Here is a 15,905-nt window from a genome sequence, read left to right on the forward strand (position 1 = left end):
ACCTGGCCGGATGGCCAACGACGCGCACGGGTCATCCCGTCGCGCTAAGATGCACGGCAGCGGTTTCGGCGCGGCGACGCACGGTGCGCCGCGTACCGGCTGCCCCTTTTCCTCCAGGAGTCGTCCCATGTCCATCTCGATGTACCAGGCTTCGCTGCCCGTCCTGATCCGCGGCCTCACCAACCTGCAGCACATCCTCGGCAAGGCCCAGGCGCATGCGGCCGAGAAGCAGATCGACCCGTCGGTGTTCATCGGCGCGCGCCTCTATCCGGACATGCTGCCGCTCGTCCGCCAGGTGTACATCGCGACCGACACGGCCAAGGGCTGCGCCGCGCGGCTCGCCGGCGTCGACATCCCGAGCTACCCCGACGTCGAGCAAACGTTCGACGAACTACATGCGCGCATCCAGAAGACGATCGACTATCTGAAGGGCTTCGACGCCGCGCAGATCGACGGCACCGAGGCACGCCAGATCGTGCTCAAGATGCGCGTCGGCCCGATCGAGTTCACCGGGCAATCGTATCTGCTGAACTTCGTGCTGCCCAACTTCTTCTTCCACGTGACGACCGCGTACGACATCCTGCGCCACAGCGGCGTCGAACTCGGCAAGCTCGACTACCTCGGCGGGCGCAACGAGCACGCGTGACGCAGGGCCGGGCCCCGGCCGGCCTGCGGTCGCCCCCCTTCGGGCAGGCCGCGGCGGCCCGGGCAGGCCCGCCCCGCCGGCCGGCCGCGCCGCGTTGCGGCGCGCTCGCCGGCCACGCGCTCCCCGTGCCAGCCGAAACGTAGCCCGGCTGGCGTAAAATACGCACTTTCCTCTTTCTCGCCCCCTTATGACGCTCGCCTCCACGCTCGACATCATCGCGGAATTGAAAGCCGGCCGGATGGTGATCCTGGTCGACGAAGAAGACCGCGAAAACGAAGGCGACCTCGTGATCGCCGCCGAATTCGTTACGCCGGAAGCGATCAACTTCATGGCCAAGTACGGCCGCGGCCTGATTTGTCTGACGTTGACGCAGGAACGCTGCAAGCAGCTGCACCTGCCGCTGATGACCTACCGCAACGGCACCCAGTACGGCACCGCGTTTACGGTCAGCATCGAAGCGGCCGAAGGCGTGACGACCGGCATCTCGGCCGCCGACCGCGCGCACACGATCGCCACGGCGGTCGCGCACGACGTCCGCCCCGAGCACATCGTGCAGCCTGGCCACGTGTTCCCGATCATGGCGCAGCCGGGCGGCGTGCTCGTGCGCGCCGGTCACACCGAGGCCGGCTGCGACTTCACCGCGCTCGCCGGGCTCACGCCGGCCGCGGTGATCTGCGAGGTCATCAAGGACGACGGCACGATGGCGCGCCTGCCCGACCTGCTCGAGTTCGCGAAGGAACACGACCTGAAGATCGGCACGATCGCCGACCTGATCCAGTACCGCAGCCGTACCGAATCGATCATCGAGCGGATCGCCGAGCGCACGATGCAGACCGCGCACGGCACGTTCCGCGCGGTGCTGTACCGCGACCAGCCGAGCGGCTCGCCGCACATCGCGCTGGTGCGCGGCACGCCGTCGCCCGACGTCGATACGCCCGTGCGCGTGCACGAGCCGCTGTCCGTCCTCGACCTGCTCGAGACGAGCATCTCGACGCACTCGTGGACGCTCGACGCGGCGATGCGCGACATCGCGGAACGCGACCTCGGCGTGATCGTGCTGCTCAACTGCGGCGACACAAAGGAACATCTGATCGACGTCTTCAAGGCGTTCGACGAGGAAGAAAAGGCCGCTGCACTGAAGCGCCGGCCGGTCGATTTCAAGACGTTCGGCATCGGCGCGCAGATCCTGCGCGATGTCGGCGTCGGCAAGATGCAGGTGCTGTCGAATCCGCGCAAGCTGGGCAGCATGTCCGGCTACGGCCTCGAAGTCACGGGCTTCATTCCGATGCCCGGCGGCGAAGCCAAGTCCTGCCCGGCGCCCAACGCGTAACCCGCCACGGCGCTTTCGCCCTATAACCGTTCATCCACACCACGGACCAGATCATGGAAATCGGACAATACCAACCGAATCTCGAAGGCGACGGCCTGCGTATCGGCATCGTGCAATCCCGCTTCAACGAACCCGTCTGCAACGGCCTCGCCGATGCGTGCGTCGAAGAACTCGAGCGCCTCGGCGTCTCCGGTGAAGACGTGCTGCTCGTGTCGGTGCCCGGCGCGCTGGAAATCCCGCTCGCGCTGCAGAAGCTCGCGGAAAGCGGCCAGTTCGACGCACTGATCGCGCTCGGCGCGGTAATCCGCGGCGAGACGTACCACTTCGAACTCGTGTCGAACGAAAGCGGCGCGGGCATCACCCGCATCGGCCTCGACTTCAACCTGCCGATCGCGAACGCGGTCCTGACGACTGAAAACGACGAGCAGGCTGTCGCGCGCATGACCGAAAAGGGTCGTGACGCCGCACGCGTCGCGGTCGAGATGGCGAACCTGACGATGGCGCTCGACCAACTCGGCGACGACGAGGACGAAGAAGAAGACGAAGACGACGAAGAGGAGCGCGCATGAAGAAGAGCGCCCGCCGACAATCGCGCGAGCTGGCGACGCAGGGCCTGTATCAGTGGCTGCTGTCGAACGCGTCCTCCGGCGAGATCGACGCGCAACTGCGCGGCGCGCTCGGTTACGACAAGGCCGACAAGGAGCTGCTCGACGCGATCCTGCACGGCGTGATTCGCGAGCATGCGACGCTCGTCGAAGCGCTCACGCCGTCGCTGGACCGTCCGGTCGACCAGTTGTCGCCAGTCGAACGCGCCGTGCTGCTGATCGCGACGTTCGAGCTCACGCATCATGTCGAAACGCCGTACCGCGTGATCATCAACGAAGCAGTCGAACTCGCGAAGACATTCGGCGGCTCCGACGGCTACAAGTACGTCAACGGCGTGCTCGACAAGCTCGCCGCGAAGCTGCGCCCCGCCGAAACGCAGGCGCGCCGCAACGGCTGATTCCGTTTGTTCACGGGCGCGCAAGCGCCCGTTTTTGGTTCTCCCTCCCCTTCCCCGCCCCGCCCGACCGATGAATACCACCGCCGATTCGCTCGTCACGCTCGCCGCACGCGTCGACGCGATCCAGCCCTTCCACGTGATGGAACTGATGAAGGAGGCACAGCGGCTCGAGTCCTCCGGGCGCGATGTTATCCACATGGGCATCGGCGAACCGGATTTCACCGCGCCGGAGCCCGTCGTCGAGGCGGCCGCGGCCGCGTTGCGTCGCGGCGTCACGCAGTACACCAGCGCGCTCGGCATCGCGCCGCTGCGCGAAGCGATCGCCGCACACTATGCGCGCGCCTACGGCCTCACGATCAGCCCCGAGCGGATCGTCGTGACGGCCGGCGCGTCGGCCGCGCTGCTGCTCGCATGCCTCGCGCTCGTCGGCCGCGACGACGAGGTGCTGATGCCCGATCCGTCGTATCCGTGCAACCGGCACTTCGTCGCGGCGGCCGAAGGCCGCCCGGTGCTCGTGCCGAGCGGCCCGGAAGCCCGCTTCCAGCTCACCGCGGACGACATCCGCACGCGCTGGGACAGCCGCACTCGCGGCGTGCTGCTCGCGTCGCCGTCGAACCCGACCGGCACGTCGCTCGAGCCGGACGAGCTGAAGCGGATCGTCGAAGCCGTGCGCGCACGCGGCGGCTTCACGATCGTCGACGAGATCTACCAGGGGCTCAGCTACGACGCGGCGCCCGTGTCGGCGCTGTCGTTCGGCGACGATGTCGTCACCGTGAACAGCTTCTCGAAGTACTTCAGCATGACCGGCTGGCGGCTCGGCTGGCTGGTCGTGCCGCCCGCGCTCGTCGGCACCTTCGAAAAGCTGTCGCAGAACCTGTTCATCTGCCCGTCCGCGCTCGCGCAGCACGCGGCGCTCGCGTGCTTCGAACCGGCGGCGCTCGACATCTACGAAGCGCGCCGCCTCGAATTCAAGCGTCGCCGCGACTTCATCGCGCCCGCGCTCGAACGGCTCGGCTTCACGGTACCTGTAATGCCGGACGGTGCGTTCTACGTGTATGCGCATTGCGGCGGGGTCGCCCATCCGGCGGCCGGCGACAGCGCGGCGCTCACACAGGCGATGCTGCACGACGCAGGCGTCGTGCTGGTGCCAGGCATGGACTTCGGCGTCCATGCGCCGCGCGACTATATCCGGCTGTCTTATGCGACCGCCTACTCGCGCCTCGAAGAGGCCGTCGAGCGGCTCGCGACGCTGTTCGGTCAGCACTGACGCCCCGCCGGCCTTCACGGCCGGCGGGCAAGGCCCTTTCCGTCCGCGCAAAAAGAAAAAGCACCCGAATCGGGTGCTTTTTGCTTGGGTCGGGCTGGAACCGCGTGGCGTTACGTGACTTACGCGCCGAGTTCCGAGTGGTCGCCGTGCGACTTCGCGGTGTCGACACTCGCGTCGTCCTGCGGAGCACTCTTCGGCGCGGCAGTGGCCTTCGCGGTGATCGGCTGCGCGGCATCGAGCGTCGCGTGCACGCGCTTCGCGCTGCCCGCCGCTGCCGCGGTGACGATCGGCTTCGACGGCTGGGCCGGCGCCTGCGGCGCATTGACCGGCACGCTGCGGCCATGCGCGACGTCACGCAGGCGGCCGCGCTCGGCCATGACCTTCGAGCCGTATACGGTGTCGTCCGGATTGGTCGAGCCGTTGTACAGGCGCAGGCCGGTCGCCAGCGAGCCGCCGCGGGCGATGCAGTCCTTCAGCACCAGTGCGCCGACCTGCAGGTTCGCGAGCGGCTGCAGCGCGGTGTCGGTACCGCCGAAATATTCGAACTTGTCGGAATGAACCTTCGACATGACCTGCATCAGGCCTTGCGCGCCGACGCCACTTTCCGCGTACGGGTTGAAGCCCGATTCGATCGCCATCACGGACAGCAGCAGCAGCGGATCGAGGCCGACGTCGTGGCCGGTCTGGAACGCGGCCTTCACGAGCTGGCCGAGCGGCTCCTGGGCAACCCGGTAACGGCGCGACAGGTAAGTGGCGACGAGCGCCTGCTGGCGGTTCGACGCGAGCGTACGATCGTCGCGCGCATCGGCAGGGACCCGCTGGGACGGAATCAGTTTCGCGAGCGCGACGGGCGACGGGCCGTTACGGGCCGGATCGGACGCATCGTTCTGCGCAGCCGTTTCCGGTGCGACGTCGAGACCGACGGCGAGCGCATCCGTTTCGGGGGCGTCTTCCTGCTGCGGCTGCACGCCGGCAGGCGCGAAGTTCGGCAGCGGATGACCGGTCAGCAGACGGGCCGGACCGGCCTGCACGGCCGCGGATACGACCGGCATCAGCTTCGCGGCAAGGTTCCCGCGCACGGTCGGCAGCAGCCAGAGGGCAAGTGCGACCGCAACAGCAAGACAGCCGACAACGCTGAATAGATGGTGACTGACACGCGTCCCGCGACGCAGCATGTTGCGCACGATTTGTGCATGCTGCTCACTGGGACGCCACGATAACCAAGCGTTCATTCAGATCATCTCCCATGAACATGACTCGTGCGGCTCGCTCAGCTCGATGGCGAGACAGAAAACGCGCCGCGGAATCACGACGCCGCACGCCTTGGTTGGGACGCGCAAGCATCGGGGGAAACGGTATAAGTACCGTTCGAGGCCACGGTGTAAGAGGGCCGGCACCTTCGCACACTGGGCGAGGCGGGCATACGCGGTGGCACCCACGCAAAAAACCAGCGTCTGGTGGCGCTGGCTGGGACTACAACTAAAGGCCGTCGAAGACGCCGTGCAGGATTCGGCGGACGGTGACGCGCTGCGTCAAAGATCGGTGATTGGCGGCTCGAAGCCTTTTACCCTGCAACCAATGTCAGCGGATTCTAGCAGGGTTTTATAGATCGTCAACACTATAAAACCTTGAAATTATAACAAAAAGTAATTTTGAGCCACCCTTCAGATCGTGAGCCCCCTGCCGTAGGGGCTCCGCGCGCGGTCGACTTTTTTCTGCGCCGGGCGTGCGCGCGGCGGGCCGGGTAAAATCGTCGGTCGATTCGGGGCCGCAGCCGGCCGCTGCGCCCGCCCATCGCTGCCCGCTCTGCGGGCGGCCCGGACCTTCTTCATGAAATACAAAGACTTACGCGATTTCATCCAGCGCCTCGAGGCGCTCGGCGAACTGCGGCGCGTCACGCAACCCGTGTCGCCCGTGCTCGAAATGACCGAGCTGTGCGACCGCGTGCTGCGCGCCGGCGGCCCGGCGCTGCTGTTCAGCGCACCGCCAGGCAATGCGTTCCCGGTACTCGGCAACCTGTTCGGCACGCCGCGCCGCGTCGCGCTCGGGATGGGTGTCGATGCGGGCGACGACGCCGCGCTCGGCTCCCTGCGCGACCTCGGCCGGCTGCTGTCCGCGCTGAAGGAGCCGGATCCACCGAAGAGCCTGAAGGACGCCGGCAAGCTGCTGTCGCTTGCCAAGGCCGTGTGGGACATGGCGCCGAAATCGGTGTCGTCGCCGCCATGCCAGGAGATCGTCTGGGAAGGCACCGACGTCGACCTGAACAAGCTGCCGATCCAGACCTGCTGGCCCGGCGACGCGGGGCCGCTCGTCACGTGGGGCCTCACGGTCACGCGCGGGCCGAACAAGCCGCGCCAGAATCTCGGCATCTACCGTCAGCAACTGATCGGACGCAACAAGCTGATCATGCGCTGGCTCGCGCACCGCGGCGGCGCGCTGGACTTCCGTGAATTCGCGCTGAAGAACCCCGGCAAGCCGTATCCGGTCGCAGTCGTGCTCGGCGCGGATCCGGCCACGACGCTCGGCGCGGTGACGCCCGTGCCCGATTCGCTGTCCGAATACCAGTTCGCCGGCCTGCTGCGCGGCAGCCGCACCGAGCTCGCGAAGTGCCTGACGCCCGGCGTCGACACGCTGCAGGTCCCCGCCCGTGCGGAGATCGTGCTCGAAGGCTTCATTTACCCGCAGGAAGGCGCGCCCGCCCCTGCCCCGGCCGGCGCACCGCCTCGCCCGGCCGGCAATGCGGCCGCCGTGTACGAGCACGCGCTCGAAGGCCCATACGGCGACCACACCGGCTACTACAACGAGCAGGAGTGGTTTCCGGTGTTCACCGTCGAGCGCATCACGATGCGCCGCGACGCGATCTATCACTCGACCTATACCGGCAAGCCGCCCGACGAGCCGGCCGTGCTCGGCGTCGCGCTCAACGAGGTGTTCGTGCCGCTGCTGCAGAAGCAGTTCACCGAGATCACCGACTTCTACCTGCCGCCGGAAGGCTGCAGCTACCGGATGGCCATCGTCCAGATGAAGAAGAGCTACGCGGGCCATGCGAAGCGCGTGATGTTCGGCGTGTGGAGCTTCCTGCGGCAGTTCATGTATACGAAGTTCATCGTGGTCGTCGACGAGGACGTGAACATTCGCGACTGGAACGAGGTGATCTGGGCGATCACGACGCGCGTCGACCCCGTGCGCGACACCGTGATGGTCGACAGCACGCCGATCGACTATCTCGACTTCGCGTCGCCCGTCGCGGGCCTCGGCTCGAAGATGGGGCTCGACGCGACCAACAAGTGGCCCGGCGAGACGAACCGCGAATGGGGCCGCCCGATCGAAATGGACGCGGCCGTGAAGGCGCGTGTCGACCGGCTCTGGCAGGAGATCGGACTGTAAGTCCGCGCCTTGAACGGATCCGACAAGAACGACGATGAGCTTTCCCCCCGCCTCGATGCTGTCCGACGGATTCTTCCTGTCGCTGTCGCTGTGTCTCGACATCGGCCTCGTCAACGTCGCGATGCTGTCGCTGACGCTGTCGCATGGCTTCCGGCCGGGCTTCTGGCTCGGCGTCGGCTCGTGCGTCGGCGATCTGGTCTACGCGGCGCTCGCGCTCGCGGGGATGGCCGTGCTGCTGCAGTTCGAGGCCGTGCGCTGGATCGTCTGGATCGGCGGCGGTGCGGTACTGCTGTTCCTCACGTGGAAGATGGCGCGTGAAGCGCTCGCGCCGGCCGGCGGCACCGATGCCGGTGATACGGACGACACGCCGCAGCCGCGAGCCGGCGCGCGGCGCAGCTTCATGCGCGGGATGCTGCTCGCGATGTCGTCGCCGAGCGCGATCCTGTGGTTCGCGGCGGTCGGCGGCGCGCTGATCGCGAAAGCCGGCGCGACGACGCCGGCGACGGCGTCGGTGTTCCTGTCCGGCTTCTTCCTGGGCGGCCTCGCGTGGACGCTCTTCATGTGCACGCTCGCGAGCCAGGGCCGCAAGCACGCGGGCGCGGGGCTGATGCGCGCGTGCCATGTCGCATCGGCGCTGCTGTTCGCGTATTTCTCGTACAGCGTGATCGTCGGCGGTTATCGCGACCTGATTGCCCACGCGGTGTGACCGCCGCGCACCGAGCCGCAGCCCGAATGAAAAACGGCGCAACGCCCCGCGAGGGACGTTGCGCCGTTTTGCCGTGCGCAGTCAGGCCGCCACGCGGAATGCGTCAGCGACGCCAGCCGTGGTGACCCCAGCCGCCGTAGTAACCGTGACGCCAGTGCGGACGGCCGTAGTAGCCGCCGACGACTACGGCCGGCGGTGCATAGTAGGCCGGCGCCGGCGCGTAGTACACGGGCGGCGGCGGTGCGTAATACACGGGCGGCGGCGGCGCATACACGGGATACGCAGGTGCGACCGGGATACCGACGCCGACCCCGATCGACACGTGGGCCTGCGCGGCGCTCGCGGCACCCAGGCCCAGCGCAGCGGCGGCGATGAACGGAATGAGCTTTTTCACTTCGATTCTCCTGCTGGAGCGGTAATTTGTGCGCCCCTGTCGGCAACGGCGGGCATGCACGTCGCATGGAAGCAATGTAGCGAAAACCCGCCCGGCGCGTATCGCGCATTTGTTGCAAATTGCAATTCCACGCGGCTGCAGCCACCGCGCGGCATGGCTTTGCATATCGTCGACATCCCTTGCCGGTCGCGTGATTCCGTCCGACCAGTAAAATCGCGACATATTGGCCGGTCAGTCTTACCGGATCCGGCAAGCGCGGCAGGCACGCTTCCGTAATGAACGATTACAAATTTGAGACAAGACGCCGACAATCCGGGAGGGACACGGCCCGCGCGTGATTCGGGGCCGGATTAGGCGATCGTCATCGGGCGGCGAGACTGCCCCGCGAATTGACCGGGTCCCCGCATCGAACGCCGCCGCCCAGGTCGTCCCCGCCCGGCACCGCTCATACGACCGCCCTGTCATTCCTGCGATACTGGCGGCTGCTCCGCTTTCGCTCCGTGACCCGCCATGCCCTTCCCCGATACTCCCCGCCTCGGCTTCATCGGTGCCGGGCGCCTTGCGCGCTGCGTCGCCCAGCGTTTCGCCGCGGCCGGCTTTCCGGTCGTCGCGATCGCGAGCCGCACGGCGGAGTCGGCCGCGGCGCTCGCCGCGCGCATCGACGGCTGCCGGGCGGTCGACACGCCGCAGCGGGTCGTCGACGCCGCCGACCTGATCTTCCTGACCGTGCCCGACGACCATCTGGCGTCGACCGCCGCAGCGCTGCGGTTCGACCCGGCGCGCGCGGCAGGCCAGGCGCTCGTCCACTGCAGCGGCGCGTCGGCGATCGAACTGCTCGATCCGGCAAGACGGCAAGGCGCGGCCACCGGCGGCTTCCATCCGCTCTACCTGTTCGGCGGCACGGACGCCGATCTCACTCGCATCGACGGCTGCTCGGTCACGCTCGAAGCCGACGGCGCGCTGCACGCGACGCTGCTGCGGCTTGCTGCCGCACTCGGCTGCCATCCGCTGTCGATTCCGGCCGGTGGCCGGATGCTCTATCACGCGGCCGCGCATTACGCGGCGAGCTTCGCGCTGTGCGGACTATCGGAAGCGGTCGAGCTATGGCGCGGCCTCGGCTTCGACGAGGAAGCCGCGCTGCGCGCGCTGCTGCCGATGCTGGCCGGCACGATCGAGACCGCACGCGACAAGGGCCTCGCGAACGCACTGTCGGGCCCGGTGTCGCGCGGCGACACCGGCATCGTCGAGCGCCAGCTCGCGCTGCTCGAGGCGCGCGGCGGCGATCACGCGACGCTGTATGCGCTGATGACCCGCCGCGCGGTCGCGCTCGCGGCGAAGCGCGCAGCGCCGCCAGCCGCGCTGCCGGCGCTCGCGCAGGCCGTCGAGGCGTCGCTCGCGCGCACGACCGGGCACCCCTCCCCGCCGCGAGACGAGGCGTGATAAGGTGTCGGCCGATGCGCCGCCATCCGGCGTTGGCGGCCGCACGCTACTCGACTGTATAAAAAGGATGCCAACGATGTTCGGCGAGATCGCCCGTTTTCTGCTCAATACCGTCTTCACGCTGTTCGGCGCCGCACTGATCCTGCGCGTCTGGATGCAGGCCGTCCGCGTGCCGCCGTACAATCCCGTCACGCAGGCCGTGCTGCAGGCGACCAACTGGCTCGTGCTGCCGCTGCGCCGCGTGATCCCGGGTGTGCGCGGCATCGATTGGGCGAGCGTCGTCGCAGCCCTCCTCACCGCGCTCGTCTACGTGGTGCTGATGGTCGTGATGGCCGGCTTCGATCCGGCCTCGGTGATCGCGACGCTCGTCGTGGTCGCGCTGCTCACCGTCGTGAAGTGGGCACTGAATCTCGTGATCTGGATGACGATCCTGATGGCGCTGCTGTCGTGGCTCAATCCGCGCTCGCCGGCGATGCCGATCCTCTATCAGCTCACCGCGCCATTCCTGAACCCGCTGCGCCGCGTGATCCCGAACCTCGGCGGTATCGACCTGTCGCCGATCCTGCTGTTCGTGATCGTGCAGGTGCTGCTGATGATCGTCACGCGCGCCGCCGTGTCGCTGACGATGTTCGGCATCTGACTCGTTGCGCTACGCCGTCGGCCCTCGCGCTGGCGGCGCCCCGAGCGTGTCGATCACGCCGAAGCGCGCCGGAATCATCGCGTAGCACACGCGCACTTTCTCGCGCGACAGCCGCTCGAGCAGCTGCTGCGCCTCGTCCTCGGTGACGATGAACTCGACCTCGACCGCAAGCGAACCCTGCAGTTCGAAAAAGCGGTCCTCGTGCAGCACCCGATGCCGGCCGAAGCCGGCCATCGCACGGAACGCGGAACCGCCCGCGACGCCCATCCGGTTTCCTTCCTCCAGCAACCACTCCCATAGCGGCTTCCAGTGCAGCCGGTGCTGCTCGTGCACGTAGAAACGCAAGAAGACCCTGTCCATCGCACCCTCCCGGTGCCGGCGCGCTCAGGCCGCCGCGAACCACACGCGCGCGGTCCACATACCGAGCGCCGTCAGCGTGAACGATCCAGTCAAGTGTAGGGCAGCCACCGCGAACGCCCATCCGAATTCGCCCTGCACCGCGTGCGTCATCACTTCGACCGAGTAGGTCGAGAACGTCGTGAGGCCGCCGAGGAAGCCCGTGATCACGAATAGCCGCCACTCGGGCGGCAGCCCGACGCGGGTGGTGAATGCGACGGCGGCCACGCCGATCACGTAGCCGCCGATCAGGTTCGCGGCGAGCGTGCCGAGCGGCACGGCGGGAAAGAATTCGTTGAGCGCAAGACTCAGGAACCAGCGCAGCAACGCACCGAGCCCGGCGCCGACGAAGATCGCAACGATCGAATAGAACAAGGGAACTCCTCGCTGACGAGGCCGCATGGCGGATGCGGCCTACGCCGAACTGTATGCGGAATCGCGCCATGGCGGCAATGCCGGCGGCCCGCACGGCAGGCGCGGGGGCGGTCCGGACCGGAACCGCACATTTCATGACTCCCGCGCGGCTGCCGCAATCGATATTTTCTGACGAATTACGCAGGACATTACAAATCAATCAAATGCAGATCGATTATTTATCAGATTTTTAAAAAAGAAAGAGGCTGGCCAACCCCGCCACACGCCAATCCTCAAAACCCATGCTCTACATGGAGATCCGCGTACTTTCCCTTATCAGATATTCCCGCATCCAGCCGATATTCAATGCAATCGGCTTCACCGATTTCGTAAAATCGTTTCGCCCCTTCATTCCATCGACATGGAAACTCGTCAAATGAAAAATATCCGCCTGTCATCCATGTTGATTCCGACGCTGTGCGCGTCGCTGCTCGCCTCGACGGTTGCGCTCGCCGAGGGCAATGCCCCGTCGTACGTCGAAGGCAACCGCGCGCCGAAAGGGTTCGCCCGCCCACCATTCCATACGAAGCCGCGCGCAAGCACGGCCACGGTAGCCGGCCTCACGCCCGCGCTCGCACGGCATGCATACGGGTTCGACACGATCGCCAACCAGGGCGACGGTATGGTGGTCGCGATCGTCGACGCCTACGACGACCCGAAGATCGAGGCCGATCTCGGCGTGTTCAGCAACGCGTTTTCGCTGCCCGCCTGCACCACGGCGAACGGCTGCTTCACCAAGGTCTATGCGCGAGGCTCGCGGCCCCGGACCGATTCGGGCTGGTCGCTCGAGATGTCGCTCGACGTCGAGTGGGTGCACGCGATCGCGCCGAAGGCGAAGATCGTGCTCGTCGAAGCCGCGTCGGCCAGCTTCAACGACCTGATGGCCGCGGTCGACGTTGCGGTCAAGCGCGGCGCATCGGTGGTGTCGATGAGCTTCGGCGGCAGCGAGTTCAGCAGTGAAGCCGGCTTCGACAGCCATTTCAACGTATCGGGCGTCACGTTCGTCGCATCGTCCGGCGACAGCGGTGCAGGCACCGAGTACCCGGCGGCGTCACCGTCCGTGTTGGCGGTGGGTGGCACGACGCTGTCCACCGACACGTCCGGCACCTACGTCGGCGAGGCTGCATGGAGCGGCAGCGGCGGCGGCGTGAGCACCGTCGAAGCCGAGCCGGCCGGACAGACCGGCTGGCCGATCCCGGTGGCCGGCAAGCGCGGCGTGCCCGACGTCAGCTACGACGCGAACCCGTCCAGCGGTTTCGCGGTGTATGACTCGGTCACCTATCAGGGGCAGGCCGGCTGGTTCCAGGTCGGCGGCACGAGCGCGGGCGCGCCGCAATGGTCGGCGCTCGTCGCGATCGCGAATTCGCTGCGCACGGCTGCCGGCAAGCACCCGCTGAGCGGCACCTACGACGCGCTCTATACGGTCGGCAAGAGCGCCTACGGCAGCGACTATCACGACGTAACCACCGGGTCCAACGGCCGTTGCGGCAGCATCTGCAACGCAGCGGGCGGCTACGACTATGTGACGGGGCTCGGCTCGCCGATCGCGCCGGCGCTCGTCCAGGCGCTCGTCGCGCAGCCGTAACCGCGCGGGCGCGGCCGGCGGATTCATACCGTGATGCTCAACCGCCGTGCCACGCGCGGTCGAGCGCGACGAGCGTCGCGAGCGCGCCGCCCTTCAGCCCGATCACGTCCGCACGGCGCGCATGGGCTTCGCGTGCGTTGATGCGGATCACGTCGGCGCCGAGCCGTTCGCTCAGCAGCCGCACGGTCGGAATCGCGGTGCCCGCGCCGATCTCCACGACGATCACCCGCCCTGCCTGCGCGATCCAGTCCTGCAGCGCTCGCTCCTGCGCATCGTAGCGTTCGCCGAGCCAGCCGTTGTCGCCGAACATCAGGATGTTCGGCCGCGCCAGGCCGCCGCACCGCGGGCAGCGCGGCAGTTCGCCGACCAGCCGGCACGCGGCTGCGTCGACGTCGGGCGTGAACGGCGCGGCGTCCCACGTGTCGTCCGAGCAGGGGCGCAGGCACTGCATCGAATGAATCGAGCCATGGATCTCGGCGACACGCGCCGGATCGAAACCGGCCGTCTGGAACTGGCCGTCGACATTGCTCGTCAGCACGAAGCCGCCATTCGGCATCGCGTCCATCCAGCGCCGCAGGATCGCGAAGCCCGCGTGCGGCAACGTCTGCCGGTAGAGCTCGAGACGGTGTCCGTAGAAGCCCCACGCGAGCTGCGGATGCGCGCGGAACGCCTGCGGCGACGCGATCTCGTGGAATTCGAAACGCTCGTGGCGCAGCGCCGGATACGCGCGCCAGAAGCCGTCCGTGCCGCGGAAATCGGGCAGCCCCGAATCGACGCCGATGCCGGCGCCGGCCGTCACCAGGAGCGCATCGGCGCGCGCGAGCGCCTCGACGGCGGAGGCGACCAGTTGGGCCGGCAGTGGCGCGCCGGCAACGCCGGAATCGATGGAGTCGGAGGAAGCGGACGAATCGGAAAGCGGCATGATGGAGCGGCAGTAGCGTCGAACGGTGCGCGAAGGGCGTCGCGCGATCATACGCCCGTTCGAGCACCGTGACGCGACATCACGCAGTTGCGGCGCGCACGCCTGCGGGTTCCCTCAGCGCGACGTACTGCAGCAGCACGATCGTCTTCGCGTCGACGATCTCGCCGCGCTCGACCGCATCCAGCGCCACGGTGATGGAAGGCATCGCGCGCATCCACGCGGACCTGTATTTCATGGGCGTGATCGGCGTTCATCCGGTCGCGGGGCTGAGCACCGGCGATTTCGAGGAAGCGGCGATCAAGCGTGCACTGGCCGCGCCCGCCGGCGAGACGGTCGTTCTTGCTTCGCAATCCAAATTGCGTGCGGTGTCGCAGCTCGTGATCGGCGAGCTCGCGCAATCCATCGTGGTCGAACAGGAAACCAACGCGGCGCTGACCGAGCCGATCGGGGCAGCAGGCGTGACGGTCGTGCGGGCATAGCCGCGCGGCGACTTCGATGGCGGCACCAGCGGCGTTGCACCGACATCGTCGCCGGCGCGATGTCAGCGTGGCGACAGGCACCGCTTGCTACCATGGGCGACGCCCACCTGCCGCGTCCAGTCCATCCGATGTCTTCGCCTTCCGCTCCGATCGCCCCCACACCGCCTGACGGCGATGCCCCGCCACCTGGCGTCCTCGCGTTGTTCGTCGCCTTCGCGCAGATCGGCCTGACCAGCTTCGGCGGCGGGCTGAGCGGGCGCATGATGCGCGACTTCGTGCACGAGCGTCGCTGGCTCGACGAAGAAGCCTTCCTCAACGGTCTTGCGCTGTCGCAGGCGCTGCCGGGCGTCAACGTGAAGAACCTCGCGATCTGGATCGGCTATCGGCTCGCCGGATGGCGCGGCGCGGTGGCCGGCTTCACCGGCATCATCGCGCCGCCGGCCGTGCTGATCGTGCTGTTCGGCGTCGCGTTCTCGACGCTCACGCGCTTTACGCTCACGCACGTCGCCCTCGCGGGCGCGGCCGCCGCCGCGATCGGGCTGTCGATCTCGATGGCGATCACCGCAGTGCGCCGGCTGCCGCGCCGCGTGCTGCCGTTCGCGGTGATGACGCTCACGTTCGTGTCGGTTGCGGTGCTGCACTGGCCGCTCGTGTGGACCGTGCTGATCGGCGGCACGCTGAGCGTCGCGCTCGAATACCGCCGTGCGGCCGCCGCCGTCGGGAGCGACGAGCGATGACTGTGTCATCACGCTACACCGCGCTGTTCGGCGTGTTCGCGCCGCTGTCGATCGCGACGATCGGCGGCGGTCAGGCGATCATCGCCGACATCCAGCGGCAGGTCGTCGACGTGCATCACTGGATGACGGCCACGCAGTTCGTGAACGACTTCGCGATCGCGCGGATGGCGCCGGGCCCCGGCTCGCTGCTCGCGACGCTGATCGGCTGGCAGGTGGCGGGCTTCTGGGGCGCGGTGATCGCGACGCTCGCGCTGTTCGGGCCGACCGCGTTCCTGATCTACGGCATCGCGCATCTGTGGCGGCGGCACCAGGGCGCACGCTGGCAAATCGCGCTCGAGGCCGGCCTGCGCCCGGTCGCGGCCGGCATGCTCCTCGCATCAGTCTGGGTGCTGCTGCAGGCGCTCGACGGCGGCTGGCCCGCGCGGGCGATCGCGGTCGCATCGACCGTGTGCGTGATGGTCACGCGCATTCATGCGCTGCTGCTGATCGCCGTCGGCGCGCTGCTGCTCGTCGGCGTGCACGCGATCGGCTGACGGTAGACGCCGGGCACACCGTTCGC

At 67.8% G+C, this 15,905-nt stretch carries 18 protein-coding genes and 1 pseudogene; 14 read left to right on the forward strand and 5 right to left on the reverse strand.

Annotation, left to right across the window (positions count from 1 at the left end; translation table 11 throughout):
• The first annotated feature begins 127 nt into the window (after positions 1-127).
• From DIE15_RS19845 to DIE15_RS19865, 5 genes are all read left to right on the forward strand, one after another.
• Entirely contained in the window at positions 128-646 is a 519-nt protein-coding gene (locus DIE15_RS19845; RefSeq protein WP_057928486.1) for a DUF1993 family protein, read from the forward strand.
• Positions 647-833: 187 nt separating this feature from the next.
• Complete coding sequence (gene ribBA, locus DIE15_RS19850) at positions 834-1,976, forward strand: bifunctional 3,4-dihydroxy-2-butanone-4-phosphate synthase/GTP cyclohydrolase II (RefSeq protein WP_057928485.1); 1,143 nt, start codon at positions 834-836, stop codon at positions 1,974-1,976.
• 53 nt (positions 1,977-2,029) lie between these two features.
• The gene (gene ribH, locus DIE15_RS19855) at positions 2,030-2,545 is read left to right on the forward strand and encodes a 6,7-dimethyl-8-ribityllumazine synthase (protein ID WP_040143614.1); all 516 of its coding nucleotides are present in this window, start codon (positions 2,030-2,032) and stop codon (positions 2,543-2,545) included.
• Positions 2,542-2,979, forward strand: a complete 438-nt coding sequence (gene nusB / locus DIE15_RS19860; protein ID WP_014897817.1) for a transcription antitermination factor NusB — start codon at positions 2,542-2,544, stop codon at positions 2,977-2,979. The genes ribH and nusB overlap by 4 nt, the downstream gene beginning before the upstream one ends.
• A gap of 70 nt (positions 2,980-3,049) precedes the next feature.
• The gene (locus DIE15_RS19865) at positions 3,050-4,246 is read left to right on the forward strand and encodes a pyridoxal phosphate-dependent aminotransferase (RefSeq protein ID WP_124834141.1); all 1,197 of its coding nucleotides are present in this window, start codon (positions 3,050-3,052) and stop codon (positions 4,244-4,246) included.
• Positions 4,247-4,365: 119 nt separating this feature from the next.
• Here the strand turns inward: DIE15_RS19865 and DIE15_RS19870 are convergent, their stop codons facing one another.
• Positions 4,366-5,478: a lytic transglycosylase domain-containing protein gene (locus DIE15_RS19870; protein WP_057928483.1), complete on the reverse strand. Its 1,113-nt coding sequence runs from the start codon at positions 5,476-5,478 to the stop codon at positions 4,366-4,368.
• 598 nt (positions 5,479-6,076) lie between these two features.
• On the opposite strand from DIE15_RS19870, the gene DIE15_RS19875 reads away from it, so the two are divergent.
• A complete protein-coding gene (locus DIE15_RS19875) occupies positions 6,077-7,633 on the forward strand; it encodes a UbiD family decarboxylase (protein ID WP_057928482.1) in 1,557 nt (518 codons plus the stop codon).
• Positions 7,634-7,667: 34 nt separating this feature from the next.
• Positions 7,668-8,339 carry a LysE family translocator gene (locus tag DIE15_RS19880; protein WP_057928481.1) on the forward strand — a complete coding sequence of 224 codons (672 nt, stop codon included), beginning with the start codon at positions 7,668-7,670 and terminating at the stop codon, positions 8,337-8,339.
• A gap of 103 nt (positions 8,340-8,442) precedes the next feature.
• Here DIE15_RS19880 and DIE15_RS19885 read toward each other — a convergent pair whose 3' ends face one another.
• Positions 8,443-8,733, reverse strand: coding sequence for a hypothetical protein (locus tag DIE15_RS19885; RefSeq protein ID WP_124834142.1), 291 nt, complete (start codon positions 8,731-8,733; stop codon positions 8,443-8,445).
• Positions 8,734-9,243: 510 nt separating this feature from the next.
• Here DIE15_RS19885 and DIE15_RS19895 point away from each other — a divergent pair.
• Positions 9,244-10,173, forward strand: coding sequence for a Rossmann-like and DUF2520 domain-containing protein (locus DIE15_RS19895; protein ID WP_124834143.1), 930 nt, complete (start codon positions 9,244-9,246; stop codon positions 10,171-10,173).
• 76 nt (positions 10,174-10,249) lie between these two features.
• Entirely contained in the window at positions 10,250-10,813 is a 564-nt protein-coding gene (locus tag DIE15_RS19900) for a YggT family protein (RefSeq protein ID WP_057928544.1), read from the forward strand.
• Positions 10,814-10,822: 9 nt separating this feature from the next.
• Here DIE15_RS19900 and DIE15_RS19905 read toward each other — a convergent pair whose 3' ends face one another.
• Both DIE15_RS19905 and crcB read right to left on the reverse strand, forming a co-directional pair.
• Positions 10,823-11,173, reverse strand: coding sequence for a DUF190 domain-containing protein (locus DIE15_RS19905; RefSeq protein ID WP_124834144.1), 351 nt, complete (start codon positions 11,171-11,173; stop codon positions 10,823-10,825).
• Between the two features lie 24 nt (positions 11,174-11,197).
• On the reverse strand, positions 11,198-11,584 hold the full coding sequence (gene crcB, locus DIE15_RS19910) for a fluoride efflux transporter CrcB (protein WP_057928477.1): 387 nt from the start codon (positions 11,582-11,584) through the stop codon (positions 11,198-11,200).
• Between the two features lie 68 nt (positions 11,585-11,652).
• Here crcB and DIE15_RS37065 point away from each other — a divergent pair, with 68 nt between their 5' ends.
• Together DIE15_RS37065 and DIE15_RS19915 are read left to right on the forward strand one after the other, a co-directional pair.
• Entirely contained in the window at positions 11,653-11,817 is a 165-nt protein-coding gene (locus DIE15_RS37065) for a hypothetical protein (RefSeq protein ID WP_160327477.1), read from the forward strand.
• Positions 11,818-12,023: 206 nt separating this feature from the next.
• Entirely contained in the window at positions 12,024-13,208 is a 1,185-nt protein-coding gene (locus DIE15_RS19915; protein WP_409364310.1) for a peptidase S8/S53 subtilisin kexin sedolisin, read from the forward strand.
• A gap of 37 nt (positions 13,209-13,245) precedes the next feature.
• Here DIE15_RS19915 and DIE15_RS19920 read toward each other — a convergent pair whose 3' ends face one another.
• Positions 13,246-14,130 (reverse strand): Sir2 family NAD-dependent protein deacetylase, encoded by an 885-nt coding sequence (locus DIE15_RS19920; RefSeq protein WP_124834145.1) that lies wholly within the window; start codon positions 14,128-14,130, stop codon positions 13,246-13,248.
• A 62-nt stretch (positions 14,131-14,192) separates the two neighbouring features.
• Between DIE15_RS19920 and DIE15_RS19930 the strand changes: the two are divergent.
• The 3 genes and pseudogenes from DIE15_RS19930 to DIE15_RS19940 all read left to right on the forward strand — a co-directional run.
• A pseudogene (locus tag DIE15_RS19930) lies at positions 14,193-14,609 on the forward strand (DeoR family transcriptional regulator); the annotation flags it as partial.
• 128 nt (positions 14,610-14,737) lie between these two features.
• Positions 14,738-15,346 carry a chromate transporter gene (locus DIE15_RS19935; protein ID WP_124834146.1) on the forward strand — a complete coding sequence of 203 codons (609 nt, stop codon included), beginning with the start codon at positions 14,738-14,740 and terminating at the stop codon, positions 15,344-15,346.
• Complete coding sequence (locus DIE15_RS19940; RefSeq protein WP_057928473.1) at positions 15,343-15,879, forward strand: chromate transporter; 537 nt, start codon at positions 15,343-15,345, stop codon at positions 15,877-15,879. The genes DIE15_RS19935 and DIE15_RS19940 overlap by 4 nt, the downstream gene beginning before the upstream one ends.
• Positions 15,880-15,905: the final 26 nt, after the last annotated feature.

It is taken from the genome of Burkholderia sp. Bp9031 (genome assembly GCF_003857965.1).
GTDB classification, from domain to species: Bacteria; Pseudomonadota; Gammaproteobacteria; order Burkholderiales; family Burkholderiaceae; genus Burkholderia; species Burkholderia ambifaria_A.